The sequence below is a fragment of the Pseudomonas sp. 18-147 genome, assembly GCF_051048045.1.
Lineage (GTDB): Bacteria > Pseudomonadota > Gammaproteobacteria > Pseudomonadales > Pseudomonadaceae > Pseudomonas > Pseudomonas aeruginosa.
The window spans coordinates 4,423,722-4,437,481 of the sequence record NZ_CP182296.1; the positions used below are offsets into that span (position 1 = coordinate 4,423,722).

The 13,760-nt window shown below is 67.8% G+C and carries 15 protein-coding genes; 8 read left to right on the forward strand and 7 right to left on the reverse strand.

Annotated elements, in window-relative coordinates; all coding sequences use genetic code 11:
* Positions 1 to 19 precede the first annotated feature (19 nt).
* Complete coding sequence (locus ACM0M4_RS20880) at positions 20 to 895, reverse strand: LysR family transcriptional regulator (protein ID WP_003449062.1); 876 nt, start codon at positions 893 to 895, stop codon at positions 20 to 22.
* A gap of 145 nt (positions 896 to 1,040) precedes the next feature.
* Here ACM0M4_RS20880 and ACM0M4_RS20885 point away from each other — a divergent pair, with 145 nt between their 5' ends.
* On the forward strand, positions 1,041 to 2,027 hold the full coding sequence (locus tag ACM0M4_RS20885) for an NAD(P)H-quinone oxidoreductase (protein WP_003082297.1): 987 nt from the start codon (positions 1,041 to 1,043) through the stop codon (positions 2,025 to 2,027).
* A gap of 6 nt (positions 2,028 to 2,033) precedes the next feature.
* On the opposite strand, the gene ACM0M4_RS20890 is transcribed toward ACM0M4_RS20885, so the two are convergent.
* Entirely contained in the window at positions 2,034 to 2,765 is a 732-nt protein-coding gene (locus ACM0M4_RS20890) for a PA1136 family autoinducer-binding transcriptional regulator (protein WP_003112485.1), read from the reverse strand.
* 171 nt (positions 2,766 to 2,936) lie between these two features.
* On the opposite strand from ACM0M4_RS20890, the gene hchA reads away from it, so the two are divergent.
* From hchA to ACM0M4_RS20905, 3 genes are all read left to right on the forward strand, one after another.
* Positions 2,937 to 3,812, forward strand: a complete 876-nt coding sequence (gene hchA, locus ACM0M4_RS20895; RefSeq protein ID WP_003449060.1) for a glyoxalase III HchA — start codon at positions 2,937 to 2,939, stop codon at positions 3,810 to 3,812.
* Positions 3,813 to 4,067: 255 nt separating this feature from the next.
* Entirely contained in the window at positions 4,068 to 4,481 is a 414-nt protein-coding gene (locus ACM0M4_RS20900) for a thiol-disulfide oxidoreductase DCC family protein (protein WP_003163116.1), read from the forward strand.
* Between the two features lie 66 nt (positions 4,482 to 4,547).
* Positions 4,548 to 4,898 carry a DUF7079 family protein gene (locus tag ACM0M4_RS20905; protein WP_003082290.1) on the forward strand — a complete coding sequence of 117 codons (351 nt, stop codon included), beginning with the start codon at positions 4,548 to 4,550 and terminating at the stop codon, positions 4,896 to 4,898.
* A 9-nt stretch (positions 4,899 to 4,907) separates the two neighbouring features.
* Here the strand turns inward: ACM0M4_RS20905 and ACM0M4_RS20910 are convergent, their stop codons facing one another.
* Positions 4,908 to 5,597, reverse strand: a complete 690-nt coding sequence (locus ACM0M4_RS20910) for a hypothetical protein (RefSeq protein WP_003133880.1) — start codon at positions 5,595 to 5,597, stop codon at positions 4,908 to 4,910.
* A 312-nt stretch (positions 5,598 to 5,909) separates the two neighbouring features.
* On the opposite strand from ACM0M4_RS20910, the gene ACM0M4_RS20915 reads away from it, so the two are divergent.
* Both ACM0M4_RS20915 and ACM0M4_RS20920 read left to right on the forward strand, forming a co-directional pair.
* Complete coding sequence (locus ACM0M4_RS20915) at positions 5,910 to 7,178, forward strand: MFS transporter (protein ID WP_003145470.1); 1,269 nt, start codon at positions 5,910 to 5,912, stop codon at positions 7,176 to 7,178.
* A complete protein-coding gene (locus ACM0M4_RS20920) occupies positions 7,166 to 8,143 on the forward strand; it encodes a rhamnosyltransferase (RefSeq protein ID WP_003112489.1) in 978 nt (325 codons plus the stop codon). The genes ACM0M4_RS20915 and ACM0M4_RS20920 overlap by 13 nt, the downstream gene beginning before the upstream one ends.
* Here the strand turns inward: ACM0M4_RS20920 and ACM0M4_RS20925 are convergent.
* A complete protein-coding gene (locus ACM0M4_RS20925) occupies positions 8,140 to 8,547 on the reverse strand; it encodes a FosA family fosfomycin resistance glutathione transferase (RefSeq protein WP_003082280.1) in 408 nt (135 codons plus the stop codon). The two genes, ACM0M4_RS20920 and ACM0M4_RS20925, sit on opposite strands and share 4 nt — an antisense overlap.
* Positions 8,548 to 8,582: 35 nt before the next feature.
* Positions 8,583 to 9,494, reverse strand: a complete 912-nt coding sequence (locus ACM0M4_RS20930) for a LysR family transcriptional regulator (RefSeq protein ID WP_003086503.1) — start codon at positions 9,492 to 9,494, stop codon at positions 8,583 to 8,585.
* Between the two features lie 134 nt (positions 9,495 to 9,628).
* Here ACM0M4_RS20930 and ACM0M4_RS20935 point away from each other — a divergent pair, with 134 nt between their 5' ends.
* Entirely contained in the window at positions 9,629 to 10,618 is a 990-nt protein-coding gene (locus ACM0M4_RS20935) for an aldo/keto reductase (RefSeq protein ID WP_003082273.1), read from the forward strand.
* A gap of 94 nt (positions 10,619 to 10,712) precedes the next feature.
* Positions 10,713 to 11,300, forward strand: coding sequence for a DUF4234 domain-containing protein (locus tag ACM0M4_RS20940; RefSeq protein WP_003082271.1), 588 nt, complete (start codon positions 10,713 to 10,715; stop codon positions 11,298 to 11,300).
* Between the two features lie 6 nt (positions 11,301 to 11,306).
* Here the strand turns inward: ACM0M4_RS20940 and ACM0M4_RS20945 are convergent, their stop codons facing one another.
* Together ACM0M4_RS20945 and dgt are read right to left on the reverse strand one after the other, a co-directional pair.
* The gene (locus tag ACM0M4_RS20945; protein WP_034019850.1) at positions 11,307 to 12,059 is read right to left on the reverse strand and encodes an SIR2 family NAD-dependent protein deacylase; all 753 of its coding nucleotides are present in this window, start codon (positions 12,057 to 12,059) and stop codon (positions 11,307 to 11,309) included.
* 13 nt (positions 12,060 to 12,072) lie between these two features.
* Positions 12,073 to 13,569 carry a dGTPase gene (dgt, locus tag ACM0M4_RS20950; protein WP_003133889.1) on the reverse strand — a complete coding sequence of 499 codons (1,497 nt, stop codon included), beginning with the start codon at positions 13,567 to 13,569 and terminating at the stop codon, positions 12,073 to 12,075.
* Between the last annotated feature and the right edge of the window lie 191 nt (positions 13,570 to 13,760).

The following is a 13,760-nucleotide window of genomic DNA, read 5'->3' on the forward strand; positions in this document are numbered from 1 at the left end:
CGGCGCCGGCGTTGCAGGCTCAGGCCGGCGCTTCGGCGAACGCCTCCACCAGCCGCTCGATCACCGCGCGGACCCGCGCGGTGTGGCGCAGGTCCTTGTGGGTAACCATCCACACCTCGTATGGCCGGCGTCGCTCGCGCTGCGGCCAGACCCGCACCAGTCCGTCGAGCTCGCCCATGTACAGCGGCAGCTCGCAGAGCCCCAGGCCGCGCGCCAGGGCCTGGCGCACCATCATGTTGGAATTCACCGCGATGACCACCCGGCCGTCGCGGATCGGCTCGCCGCCCAGGGTCAGTTCGCGCTGGCTGTGCCAATAGGGTTCGTACATCACCAGGTCGTGGCCGCGGAAACGCTCGCCGGGCACCGGTACGCCGTTGCGCCGCAGGTAGTCCGCGGAAGCGAACAGGCCCATGGGCCAACTGGCGAGTTTTCTCAGGATCAAATCGGGATTTTCCGGCCGCAGGGTGCGAATCGCGATGTCGGTCTCGCGCTTGGGCAGGTCGACCACGGCCGAAGCGCTGTCGAGCAGCACGCGGATATCCGGGTGTTCAAGGTGCAGGCGGGCCAGGGCGGGTAGCACGAAGTCGACGGCCAGGGAGTCGGTGGTGGACAACCGCACCTCGCCGGACAGTCGGTGGTCCATCCCGCGGGTCCGCCGCAGCAACTCCAGGGCCGAGCGTTCCATCTTCTCGGCCAGTTCGAAGGCCGCCTCGCCGGCCGGGGTCAGCAGGTAGCCGGACGAGGTGCGCAGGAACAGGGTCGAGCCCAGCGCCGCCTCCAGCGACGCCAGCCGCCGGCCCACCGTGGCCTGGTCGACGTGAAGCGCGCGGGCGGCGCCGCGCAGGGTGTGCTCGCGGCAGAGCGCGAGGAAGACGCGGGTGTCGTCCCAATTCATGGCGGTTTTCCTGATGCATTTTCGCATCAGTCTAATGAAAAAGCGCTGCGCGACCACGGCATCCGCGCTGATTACCATGCGAACCAGGTCCGAACCATTTTCCCAGGAGCATGCGATGAGCAGCACGAACCGATTTCCCGAACGAATGACCGCCATCGAGATCGCCCGGCCCGGCGGCCCCGAGGTACTGGTGGCGACCAGCCGGCCGCTGCCGACGCCCGGCCCGCGCGAGGTCCTGGTCGAAGTCCGCGCCGCCGGCGTCAACGGTCCCGACGTGCTTCAGCGCAAGGGCGTGTACGACCCGCCGCCCGGCGCCTCGGACATTCCCGGCCTGGAGATCGCCGGCACGGTGCGGGCGGTCGGCAGCGAGGTCAGCCGCTTCGCCGTCGGCGAGGCGGTGATGGCGTTGATTCCCGGCGGCGGCTACGCGCAGTTCGCGGTGGCCGACGAGCGCACCACCCTGCACCTGCCCGACGGCCTGGGCATGGAGGAAGCGGCGGCGCTGCCGGAAACCTTCATGACCGTCTGGGTCAACCTGTTCCAGCGCGGTGGCTTCAAGGCCGGCGAGACGCTGCTGGTCCACGGTGGCGCCTCCGGCATCGGCACCGCCGCGACCATGCTGGGCAAGGCCTTCGGCGCGGCGAAAATCTTCACCACGATCTCCAGCGAGGCCCAGCGCGAGGCCAGCCTGCGCCTCGGCGCTGACCTGGCGATCAACTACACCGAGCAGGATTTCGTCGAGGAAGTGCTGCGCGGCACCGAAGGTCGCGGGGTCGATGTGATCGTCGATATCGTTGCCGGCGACTATGTGACGCGGAACTACCAGGCGGCGGCGATGAACGGACGGATCGTGCAGATCGGCGTGATCAAGGGCAAGGCCGCCGAAGTCGACCTGTTCCCGATGCTGAGCAAGCGCCTGGTCCATCTTGGCTCGACCCTGCGCTCGCGGAGCCACGACGAGAAAGGCGCGATCATCGCCGAACTGGAGCGCCAGGTCTGGCCGCACGTGCGCGCCGGCACTGTCCGGCCGCAGGTGTTCCGCACCTTCCCCCTGGAACAGGCGCGCCAGGCCCACGAACTGATGGACTCCGGCCAGCACATCGGCAAGATCGTCCTCACGTCAGCTCCCTGAGGCCGCTCAGACCTCGATATCGCCCAGGCGCAGCGCCCGCGCCACCGCCTGGGCGGTGGACGCCGCGCCGAGACGGCGGCGGGCGGCACGCAGGTGATTCTCCACGGTGCGCTCGGAAATCATCAGGATCGCCGCCACCTCCGCCTGCTGCTTGCCCAGGGCGATCCATTGCAGGACTTCCCGCTCGCGCTCGCTGAGCGCTTGCGCATCGCCCGCCGACACAGGGCCGCGCAGGCGCTTCAGGGCGAAGAACAGGATCGGGCAGAAGGCCTGGGCGGCGAGCTTGCAACCGGCATTCAGGTCCAGCCGCTCGCCGGCGAAAGACACCGCGCCCTCCAGGCCGTTGCGGCCGAACACCGGCACCTGCATGCCATTGACCTGGCCGAGGTCGCGGACCCCACGGACGATGCGGTAGGTCATGCGCTCGGGATCCTCCGAGGGGCTCTTCGACCAGAAGAACGGCTCGTCCAGTTCGAGGATGTGCCGGGTGACCGGACAGTGCAGAAGATAGGCGTCGCGCTCCTGGGCGCTGCGCCCTTCGGCCCAGTCGCCATGGACGAAGAACAGCTCGTCGATCAGTTCGTCCTCGTCGGGGCGGGGGAACAGGCTGCAGACGATCACCCGGTCGAAGCCCAGGCGTGCGGCGAACTCCACCATCTCGCGGCAGACCGCCTCGGTGGTAGCGGCCTTGCGCAGCCGGGCGACGCTGTCGAAGAGAAGGCTGGCGTAGTCGGTCATGGCGCGGGCATTCCTGGCTTTTTCCGCATGATCCCCGGCTTGCCGGCAAAAGCCCATAGGGGAAAACCCTCAGGCGACCGATCGTGGGTTAGGGGATTTCCCCTATTTCGCCGGCCGGCGACCCCGCCTATCGTCTTGGTACGACCTCCATCACGCAGAAAGGAACGAGCCATGAGCAACGAGCGCGATACCAGCAGAACCCCGACGCCCGACCCCGCCGAGCACAACGCGTTCTTTCCCTCGCCCTATTCCCTGAGCCAGTACACCTCGGCAAAGACCGACTTCGACGGCGCCGACTACCCGACCCCGTACAAGGGCGGCAAGAAGGTGCTGATGATCGGTACCGACGAACGCTACATCCTGATGCAGAACGGCAGCATGTTCTCCACCGGCAACCACCCGGTGGAAATGCTCCTGCCGATGTACCACCTGGACAAGGCCGGCTTCGAGTTCGATGTCGCCACGCTCTCCGGCAACCCGGTGAAGCTGGAGATGTGGGCGATGCCCGGTGAGGACGAGGCGGTGAAGAGCATCTACGCGAAGTACCTGCCCAAGCTGAAAGCGCCGCGGAAGCTCGCCGACCTCCTGGAGCAGGCCGTCGCCGACGACTCGCCGTACGCCGCGGTGTTCGTTCCCGGCGGCCACGGCGTGCTGGCGGGCATTCCGCACAGCCGGGAGGTGAAACGGCTGCTCAATGCCTTCCTCGCCAAGGACCGCTACATCATCACCCTTTGCCACGGTCCGGCCTGCCTGCTGGCACCGGCGGTCGACGAGAAGCCGGAGGACTACCCGTTCAAGGGCTACGAAATCTGCGTGTTCCCCGACGCCCTGGACACCGGCGCCAACCTGGAGATCGGCTACATGCCCGGTCCCCTGCCCTGGCTGGTGGGCGAGAACCTGCAGAAGCTCGGGGTGAAGATCCTCAACAAGGGCATCACCGGCCAGGTCCACCGCGACCGCAAGCTGCTCACCGGCGACAGCCCGCTGGCCTCCAACAACCTTGGCAAGCTGGCCGCCAAGACCCTTCTCGAAGCGTTCGCCCGCTGATTCCCCGCCGCGCCCCGTCCGTGCCCCACGGACGGGGACATCTCCCGTTCGTCCCGGCGTCATCGAACTTAAACCGGCCTGGCGCAGCATCGTCCTTCAGGAAGAGGAATGGCGCGTTGCCCGACGCCGTTCGGCGAAAGACGAATCGATGACCGCACAGAAAGAAAACTCTGACAGCACACCGACTAGTCGTCCTCCCTTCCCGCCGTTACGGTTCCGGGCTTGCGCACAAAGCCGAACCCAAGGGGGCCCCTCATGTCACTGCCGCCGTACCTCAAGCCCGGCGACAAGGTCGTGTTGTACGACCAGCACTGCCGCTTCTGCACGCTCTGGAGCGGTTTCCTGGCACGCCGCGCCGACCACCGGCTGAAGCTGCTTGCCGCGCAGTCCGCCGAAGGCCTGGCGATTCTCGATTGGTTCGGGCTGGCACCCGATCATTTCGACACCTGGCTGTTCGTCGACGGCGCCTACGCCTGCGACGACAACGATGCCCTGCTCGAGGTGCTGCGCCTGTTGCCGGGCCCCTGGCGTCACCTGCGCTGGCTGCGCCTGCTGCCAGCCTGGCTGCGCGACGAGTGCCACGAGGCGCTACGGCGCAACCGCTGGCGCTGGTTCGGCCGCCAGCGCCCACCCCTTCGTCGTCGCTCCTGGCGTCCCCGTCGAGCCTGACGCCTCTCCGCGCTGGCCGTGGCGGGTTATGCTGCCTGCGCACCAGCCTGCGGACCCATACTTGCCATGGCCCTTGACCCGAGCCAACGCCGACGACTGCGCCACGCGCTATCCGACGCCTTCGTCGACACTCTCCTGGAGCCCGAGGATATCGCCCGGCGGATAAAGGGCGTCGACCCGGCGTTGCTGGAGCGGTTGTTCTTCGAGGAAGTGGCGCCGGTCTGCCACGGCAACCTGCTCAGCCCCGCTCCGGCGGTATGGACCGCCTTCGACGAGGCCTGGCTGGAAGAGGCCATCGAGCGACGCCTGGCGCGGCAAAGGAGCTGCGCCCTGCGACGCTGGCACGAGCGCTGCCTGGTCGCCTGGCTGCGATGGCGATACGCCGACACCTGGCGCGCGATCGCCGGCGCTCTTTGAGCGAGCGCCTCAGCGAAATACCGAATGGATGAGCTTGCCGGCCTTCTTCGTGTCGACCGCCTGCTGGCGTACCGGCGGCAGCGGCTCGCGCTTGTCCTTGTCTGCCTCGTTCATCTGCGCCACCCAGGCGTCCACCCGATCGCGGCTGACGGCGCCGTAGTTGAGACGGCAGCTGTCGACGAGGGTCTTGCCCTTCTTCTCCTTGTAGCTGCACTGCACGCGGAAGTCGCCGATGTAGTTGGTGGCGAAGCTCTCGGCACGGAACGGCGCGGAGAACGGCTTGGAGGTATAGGTCTCGTAGTAGTAGTCGGTCTTGGTCAGCGGCGTAGAACGACAGTTGGACTCCACGTTCACCGCCGTGTGGGTGACGCTGCGCTTCCTTTTCTGGACCGTCTTCTCCAGCGCCTCGCCGTTGGCCTCGCAGCGCTCCTCGTACGCACCGGTCTCGCGGGTGACGGTATAGGACAGGTACCTCACCTCGAACTCGTAAAGCTCGTAGTAGCGCGGCGTCAGTGCGAGGCTGAACAGCTCGGAGTACGACGAGGTGGTGACGTGGGCCGCATGGGTCTTGGAGGCGGGATCGCGGAAACGCAGGGTCAGGCGGGTGGACGGGTCGTTGCTGCCGGTGTTCTCGAAGCCGACCACGCCGGTGACGAAGCTGGGCGGATCGCCGGCGCGCATGGAGAACCAGGACGACACCGAGCCCTGGTTCGCCGGGTTGATGTTGCAGCCCGCCAGCGCTGCCATGCAGGCGAGCACGGCAGGTAGCTTTCCTTTTCTGGGCGTCATTGAAATCCCTTTGCTCGCGACAGGAGGAAAATATCGTTAGAAAACAACGTTGAGAGGCCGGCAAGGATACCCGACTGGCGCACGGGTCACATCATTATGACATCACACCGCCCGCCGGCGTTGCCGCGACCGTTCGTCGAACCTGTGAATTCCGGTAGTTTCCCTTGCCGTCGCTGGCGTCCCAGGATCGGGATTTCCTGTGTTCGCCGGGAGGGTCCTGGCGTGTCCACGACCAGCCTCTGCCCCTCCGCCACGCGGGAACACGGTCCCGGCGCGAAACGCGTCCTGCCTCTGCTGTTCCTCACCTGCCTGCTGGATGCCGCTGGCGTCGGCCTGATCGTGCCCCTGCTGCCGACGCTGATCGGCAGCGTGGCGCCGCTGGCGATCCGCGACGCGGCCACCTGGGGCGCCGCCCTGGTGATGACCTTCGCGCTGCTGCAATTGTTCTTTTCGCCGGTCCTCGGCAGCCTCAGCGACCGCTTCGGACGCCGCCCCGTCCTGGTCCTGGCGATGCTCGGCTTCGCCCTCAGCTATCTGCTGCTGGCGCTGGCCGACAGCCTCTGGATGCTGTTCCTCGGTCGCGCGCTGGCCGGGCTCACCGGCGCCAGCGTGGCCACCGCGATGGCCTGCGCGGCTGACCTCGGCACGCACGGGCAGCGCACCCGGCACTTCGGCTGGCTGTACGCCGGCCTCGCCCTGGGCATGATCCTCGGCCCCGCCCTCGGTGGGCTGCTGGCGGTGCACGGCACGACGCTGCCGCTGTTGCTGGCCGCCGGCCTGTGCCTGCTCAACGCCCTGCTCGCCGGCCTGTTCCTCGAGGAAACCCTGCCCCCGACGCGACGCCGCCGCCTGGATCCGAGGCGGATGAATGCCTTGCGCTCGATCAGCGGCCTGGCTCGGCAACCGGGGGTCGGACGCCTGCTGGCGGTGCTTGCCCTGGTATTCCTCGGCTTGCAGGCGGTGATGGTGGTCTGGCCGTTCTTCGTGATCGAGAAGTTTCACTGGAGCAGCGCCTGGATCGGCTACTCGCTGGCCCTCTACGGCGTGCTCGCGGTGCTCGCCCAGACCCTCGGCGTGAACCTCTGCAAGCGGCGCCTGGACGACGCCCGCCTGCTGCGCCTGGGCCTCGCCCTGCAAGGCTGCGGCCTGCTGCTGTTCGCCCTGGTCGACTCGTCATTCTGGCTGGTCTGCGCGCTGCTGCCCTTCGCGCTCGGCAGCCTCGCCACCCCGGCCATGCAGGGGCTGCTCTCGGCCCGCGTGCCGGTCGACCGCCAGGGCGAGTTGCAGGGCGTGCTGAGCAGCCTGATGAGCCTCGCCGCGATCGTCGGTCCGCCGCTGATGAGCGGCCTGTTCCACTGGGGCAGCGGTCCGCTCGCGCCGCTGCCCCTGGCCGGCGCGCCATTCCTCGCCGGCGCCCTTCTCGTTCTGGCCGGGCTGGTCCTGGCCTGGCAACTTCGACCTACGGGAGAAGAACGATCATGGACCGGATAGACATGGGCGTGCTGGTGGTACTGTTCAATCCTGGCGACGACGACCTGGAACACCTTGGCGAACTGGCGGCGGCGTTTCCGCAACTGCGCTTCCTTGCCGTCGACAACTCACCGCACAGCGATCCGCAGCGCAATGCCCGGCTGCGCGGGCAAGGCATCGCCGTGCTGCACCACGGCAACCGGCAGGGCATCGCCGGCGCCTTCAACCAGGGGCTCGACGCGCTATTCCGGCGTGGCGTGCAGGGTGTGCTGCTGCTCGACCAGGACTCCCGTCCCGGCGGCGCCTTCCTCGCCGCCCAGTGGCGCAACCTGCAGGCGCGCAACGGTCAGGCCTGCCTGCTCGGCCCACGGATCTTCGACCGGGGTGACCGGCGCTTCCTGCCGGCCATCCATCTCGACGGACTGACGCTCAGGCAATTGTCTCTGGACGGCCTGACGACCCCGCAGCGCACCTCGTTCCTGATCTCCTCCGGCTGCCTGCTGACCCGCGAGGCCTACCAGCGCCTCGGCCACTTCGACGAGGAACTGTTCATCGACCACGTGGACACCGAATACAGCCTGCGCGCCCAGGCGCTGGACGTGCCCCTGTACGTCGACCCGCGGCTGGTCCTCGAGCACCGCATCGGCACGCGCAAGACCCGCCGCCTCGGCGGTCTCAGCCTCAGCGCGATGAACCACGCCCCGCTGCGCCGCTACTACCTGGCGCGCAACGGCCTGCTGGTCCTGCGCCGCTACGCCCGGTCCTCGCCGCTGGCCCTGCTGGCGAACCTGCCGACCCTGACCCAGGGCCTCGCGGTGCTCCTGCTCGAACGCGACAAGCTGCTCAAGCTGCGCTGCCTGGGCTGGGGCCTGTGGGACGGCCTGCGGGGACGCGGCGGCGCGCTGGAGACCAACCGCCCGCGCCTGCTGAAGCGCCTCGCCGGCCCGGCCGTGGCGTCCGTAGCTTCCGGCAAGGCCAAGGCCTAGTCGGCGAAACGCATTCCCGCATAGGGCGCTTGCCGGCACGCCGCGAGCCGGCTGCGCAGGTCGCCGACGTGGGCCTCCAGGCGATGGCCGTCCGGGTCGAGGAAGTAGAACGAATCGCCCTCGCTGCGGTTCTGCTTCCATTCGCGCACGCCATGCGCGCGCAGCTGCGCGGCGAAGCGGGCGAAATCCGCGGCGGCGATGCCGAAGGCGTAGTGCGTGTAGTCCGCGGCCGGCCCGCCGTACTGCGGCTCCCGGGACAGGCACAGCCACAGCGAACCCAGTTCGAGATAGGCGCCCTGGTCCCAGCGCGCTTCCAGGCGAAAGCCGAGAAGATCGCGGTAGAAGGCGATGCTGGCCGGCAGGTCGGCGACCGCCAGGGTCAGGTGATTGAGACCGGTGAGCATGGGGGGCTCCTTGCAAGGTTTGGCGGGAGGACGATTCAGGCACGCCCCAGCCAGTCGCCGCGGATCATTTCCATCAGTTGGCGCAAGCCGGGTTGCGGCTGGCGTCGGCTCGGATAATAGAGGCAGAACGGCGCGCCCATCGAGGTCCAGTCGGGCAATACCAGTTGCAGCCGGCCGCTACGCAGCTCCTCGGCGATTCCCACTTCCAGGCAGTAGGCCAGGCCAACGCCGTCCAGGGCCGCGGCGACCGCCGTATTGCTTTCGTTGACGCTGAAAGGGCCGGGCACGTCGACCTCGACCATCCGCTCGCCGTCGCCCAGTTCCCATTTGTAGAACGAGTTGTCGCCCAGGCGCATGCGGATGCAGGCGTGCCGCAACAGGTCGTCCGGCCGCTGGGGCACGCCGTGGCGCGCCAGGTAATCGGGCGACGCGGCCACCACCCAGCGCAGCTCCCCGGTCAATGGCACCGCGACCATGTCCTGGGGCACCGTGCCGCCGTAACGGATGCCGGCGTCGTAGCCGTCGGCGACGATGTCGACCATGCGGTCCTCCACCGAAAGTTCCAGTTGCAGGTCCGGATACGCCTCGGTGAAGCGCCTGAGGACCGGCCCCAGCAGCAGCCGCGAGGCATCGCGCGGCACGTTCAGGCGCAGCCGGCCCACCGGCGAGGTGCGATAGGCATCGAGCTCGCCGAGCGCCTCGCCGATCACCTGGAAACCATCCTCCAGCTTGGCCGCCAGCGCGCTGCCGGCATCGGTCGGCACCACCGAACGGCTGGTACGGTTGAGCAGCTTCACCCCGAGCCGCGCCTCGAGGTTGCGCATGCTGTGGCTCAGCGCCGAGGTACTGACACCCAGTTCCTGGGCCGAGTGACGGAAGCTGCGGCGCCGGACGATGGTCATGAAGACGTTCAGGTCGGCGAGTTCGGAACGGGTGAAAGCCGGCATTCCAGGGCTCCTGGCAGTTCTCGGAGGTCAATGCAGCATTGAGCCACATTCAATCTCGGGTGATCTAGAGTAATCGCTCCGTGCCGCCGGGCGCATTGCCGGCAAGCGTTTTCCCGATCTGCAGGAGTATTTCCATGAGTGTTGAAAGCATTCGCATCGAGGGTATCGACACGCCGGTCTCGCGCATCGGCCTCGGCACCTGGGCCATCGGCGGCTGGATGTGGGGCGGCGCTGACGACGCGACGTCGGTGGAAACCATCCGGCGTGCGGTGGAATCCGGGATCAACCTGATCGACACCGCGCCGGTCTATGGCTTCGGCCATTCCGAGGAGGTCGTCGGCAAGGCCTTGCAGGGCCTGCGCGACAAGGCGGTGATCGCCACCAAGGCGGCGCTGGAGTGGAGCGACGCGGGCATCCACCGCAACGCCTCCGCCGCACGCATCCGCCGGGAGGTCGAGGACTCGCTGCGGCGGCTGAAAACCGATCGTATCGACCTGTACCAGATTCACTGGCCGGACCCGCTGGTGGCGCACGAGGAAACCGCCGGCGAACTGGAGCGCCTGCGCCGCGACGGCAAGATCCTCGCCATCGGCGTGAGCAACTATTCGCCGGAACAGATGGACGGGTTCCGCCAGTTCGCTCCGCTGGCCAGCGTGCAGCCACCCTACAACCTGTTCGAGCGCGCCATCGACGCCGACGTGCTGCCCTACGCCGAGCGTAACGGCATCGTCGTGCTGGCCTACGGAGCGCTGTGCCGCGGCCTGCTTTCCGGACGGATGAACGCCGAGACCCGCTTCGATGGCGACGACCTGCGCAAGTCCGACCCGAAGTTCCAGCAGCCCCGCTTCGCCCAGTACCTGGCAGCGGTCGCGCAACTGGAGGAACTGGCTCGCGAGCGCTATGGCAAGTCGGTGCTGGCCCTGGCCATCCGCTGGATTCTCGATCGCGGCCCTACGGTGGCGCTGTGGGGGGCGCGCAAGCCGGAGCAGTTGAACGGCATCGCCGACGCCTTCGGCTGGCGCCTGGACGACGAGGCCATGGCCCGCATCGAGCGGATCCTCGCCGAGACCATCCAGGATCCGGTCGGTCCCGAGTTCATGGCGCCGCCCAGCCGCAACGCCTGATCGGACGGCCGGGGCGGCAACGCCCCTGGCCGCTGGCCTGACGGAGCGGCGGAAGGCAAAATGGCGGTTTTTCTCAAGGACTGCCGGATCAGTTATGGAAAACGTCTACAAGACCCCGGAAGCGCCCCTGGTGGAAACCCGCGGCGCGAAGCGGGCGCATTTCTTCGTCACTTCCCTGGGCAAGATGAGCGTGCTCTTCCTCGTCACCCTGGGGCTCTACGGCGTGTACTGGATGTACAAGCACTGGAAGGCCCAGCAACCGCAGATGGAGCGGCGGATCAGCCCGGTATGGCGGGCGATCTTCGGCATCTTCTTTTTCCACGCCCTCGCCCGGCGGATCCACCAGGCCCTGCCGGAAGAGCGCCAGGCACTATGGAGCCCGAGCAAGGATGCGACCTGGGCGGTGCTGCTGACGGTCGCGGCGAACCTGATCAGCCACCTCACCGACGTGGTCCCCGCGCTGGAGCCCTACTCGCTGCCCTCGCTCCTGCTGCTGCTCACGCCGCTTATCCCGATGCGCAACATCCAGCGCCAGGCCAACCTCGCCAGCGGCGACCCGCAGGGCACGGGCAACGCCGGCTATTCGGGCTACAACCTGCTGTTCATCGTGCTCGGCGCGCTCTACTGGCTGCTGATCCTGATCGGTTCCGCGGTGATCCTCTTCGGCTCGTCCCAGGGCTGAGCCGCCTCAGCCGGGAAACGCCCGGCGCAACAGTTCGGGCAGCACCTCGCCGGCCGGACCGACGAGACAGTGTTCGCGCGGATGGCGGGTGCGCACCGGTTGCGGGTTCACATGCACGACGCTGGCACCGTGTTCCAGCGCCAGTCCGGGTATCCGCGCCGCCGGCTGCACCACGCCGGAAGTGCCGACGCTGAGCAACAGGTCGCACTCGCAGGCCGCGGCGAAAGCCTCGCGCAGCGCCGCCTCGGGCAGCGCCTCGCCGAACCAGACCACGCCCGGCCGGACCTGTCCGCCGCAGGCCGGACAACGCGGCGGCTCGATCCGTCGTCCCTCTTCCGGCTCGACCGAATCGGGCAAGGCGTCCCGGTAGGCTGCCGCGCAGATCGCGCAACGCGGCGCGTGCAGGCTGCCATGCAGGTGAAGGACGTCGCGGCTGCCGGCGCGTTCATGCAGGTCGTCGACGTTCTGGGTGACCAACCGGGTGCCGGCGATCCGTCCGCTCAACGCGGCGATCGCCCGGTGCGCGGGATTCGGCTGGACACCCAGCACCTTCAGGCGGCGCCACTCGTACCAGCCCCAGACCAGCGTGGGATCGTCGGCGAAGGCCGCGGGCGTGGCCAGGGCCGCCGGATCGTAGCGCGCCCAGAGACCGCCAAGGGCATCGCGGAAGGTGGGAATCCCGCTTTCCGCCGACACCCCGGCGCCCGTGAAGATCACCAGGCGACGGGCGCCGGCGAGCAGTTCGACGACAGCGCGCATCTCGCTCCTCCGCTTACAGCGCGGACAACGCGCGGTATTCGTCCTGGGCATGCTGGTCGGTCATGCCGCTGACGAAATCCTGGAGCATGCGGCAGCGGTGGTAGAACTCCCACTGCCGCTGCAACGGGTCCTCCGCCACACCTTTCATGGCCTCCAGGTAAGCCTTGATCTGCTGGCTCGGCAGGCGCCGAACCAGCAGTTGCGGATGCGGCGCGGCGGCCTGGCGACCTTCGGCGAGGGCCTGGAACTCCTCGGCCGGCAGGCGCAGCAGCGGCGCGTAGAAATCCAGCAGGCCCTGGATGATGCGGTAGCCCTGCAATTCCAGGGTTTCCACCTCCGGATGGCAGAACACCCATTCCATGGCCACGTCCTTGAACGTCTGGACGATGGCGTGCGGCAGGCTGCCGTCCTCCATCAGCGCGCGGCCGAGGGTGCCGGCATGAACCGCTTCGAGGTTGTCGATGAACTGCTGGGCGGCGTGCTGGACCAGCGGGTGGATCATTTTCACTCGCAGGCGGATGAAGAATTCGCTGACCTTGTTGATCGGCTCCCGCTCGGCCTTTTCCAGCGAGTAGTCGACCATCCGCTGGAAGCTCATGTTGTCCGCGTCGCCGGGAATCGGCGCGTCCGGCGAATGGTGGACGGCAAACTTCTTCACCAGCAGATCCGCCAATTGACGGATGTCGAGGATGCCTTTTTCCACCGAGTCTTCGATATCGGCCAGGCAATAGGAGATATCGTCGGCCGCTTCCATGATGTAGGCCACAGGGTGGCGAGTGCCCGGGCGCATGCCGAGGACTCGGCGCAGTTCGTCGACGAAGGCTTCCTCGGAAAGATAGAAGCCCGGCTTCTTGTTCAGGTAGTGGTTCGCCGCCGCCTTGTCCGGCTTCGGCTCGTAGGCCGGGCGCACGTACTTGAGCAGGCCGGCGGTCTGCGTGTAGGTGAGGTTCAGGCGCAGCAGCTTCACCACCAGGCGGATGGCCTGGGCGTTGCCTTCGAAGTGCTTGAGGTCGGTGAGCATGCGCTGCTGCAACAGGCCGTCGCCCTGGCCCGGCGGTATGCGGCGCTCGAACAGGGCGTCGAGGTTGCGTTCGAACCAGTCGTTGATGGCGTACTCGCCGAAATGACCGAACGGCGGATTGCCGACGTCGTGCATCAGGCAGGCCATTTCCACCAGGCTTTCCAGCGCGCCTTCCAGCCCGTCCAGGCCGACCTCCGCGGCACGCGGGCCCAGTTGGCGGAACAGCGTGCGGACGATGAAACGCCCGGTCTGCTGCACTTCCAGGGAATGGGTCAGGCGGCTGCGCACCGCCGCGTTGCGCTCCAGCGGGAAGACCTGGGTCTTCTGCTGCAAGCGACGCACGGCGGCGGAATTGACGATGCGCCCGCGGTCGCTTTCCAACTGGTAGACGATGTCTTGCAGATCGGTATTCCCGGCATGTCCGTAGGTTTCCCTGTCATGCGGACGCTGGCGGGATATCCGCTCCTTGAAATCCACGGCCCCTGGCATCTGGCGCTGTTCTCCACTCGGTCGGCTGCGAACCCCGAGCCTAGCGCGTGGCGGCGGTTTAACCAAGGTCGCGACAATCCGTCCCACTACCGTTCGCGATCCGCCCTCTTCCCCGGGCGGCGGCAACTGGCAGAATACCCCGCTCGGCACCAGCGACCCCCGCCGCAGAACGGGGGCGCCGCCGATCATGC

Excerpts from the sequence above, each read along its gene's own strand:
- ACM0M4_RS20880 (WP_003449062.1), bottom strand. The coding sequence starts at position 895 with ATGAATTGGGACGACACCCGCGTCTTCCTCGCGCTCTGCCGCGAGCAC.
- ACM0M4_RS20885 (WP_003082297.1), top strand. The coding sequence starts at position 1,041 with ATGACCGCCATCGAGATCGCCCGGCCCGGCGGCCCCGAGGTACTGGTG.
- ACM0M4_RS20890 (WP_003112485.1), bottom strand. The coding sequence starts at position 2,765 with ATGACCGACTACGCCAGCCTTCTCTTCGACAGCGTCGCCCGGCTGCGC.
- hchA (WP_003449060.1), top strand. The coding sequence starts at position 2,937 with ATGAGCAACGAGCGCGATACCAGCAGAACCCCGACGCCCGACCCCGCC.
- ACM0M4_RS20900 (WP_003163116.1), top strand. The coding sequence starts at position 4,068 with ATGTCACTGCCGCCGTACCTCAAGCCCGGCGACAAGGTCGTGTTGTAC.
- ACM0M4_RS20905 (WP_003082290.1), top strand. The coding sequence starts at position 4,548 with ATGGCCCTTGACCCGAGCCAACGCCGACGACTGCGCCACGCGCTATCC.
- ACM0M4_RS20920 (WP_003112489.1), top strand. The coding sequence starts at position 7,166 with ATGGACCGGATAGACATGGGCGTGCTGGTGGTACTGTTCAATCCTGGC.
- ACM0M4_RS20925 (WP_003082280.1), bottom strand. The coding sequence starts at position 8,547 with ATGCTCACCGGTCTCAATCACCTGACCCTGGCGGTCGCCGACCTGCCG.
- ACM0M4_RS20930 (WP_003086503.1), bottom strand. The coding sequence starts at position 9,494 with ATGCCGGCTTTCACCCGTTCCGAACTCGCCGACCTGAACGTCTTCATG.
- ACM0M4_RS20935 (WP_003082273.1), top strand. The coding sequence starts at position 9,629 with ATGAGTGTTGAAAGCATTCGCATCGAGGGTATCGACACGCCGGTCTCG.
- ACM0M4_RS20940 (WP_003082271.1), top strand. The coding sequence starts at position 10,713 with ATGGAAAACGTCTACAAGACCCCGGAAGCGCCCCTGGTGGAAACCCGC.
- ACM0M4_RS20945 (WP_034019850.1), bottom strand. The coding sequence starts at position 12,059 with ATGCGCGCTGTCGTCGAACTGCTCGCCGGCGCCCGTCGCCTGGTGATC.
- dgt (WP_003133889.1), bottom strand. The coding sequence starts at position 13,569 with ATGCCAGGGGCCGTGGATTTCAAGGAGCGGATATCCCGCCAGCGTCCG.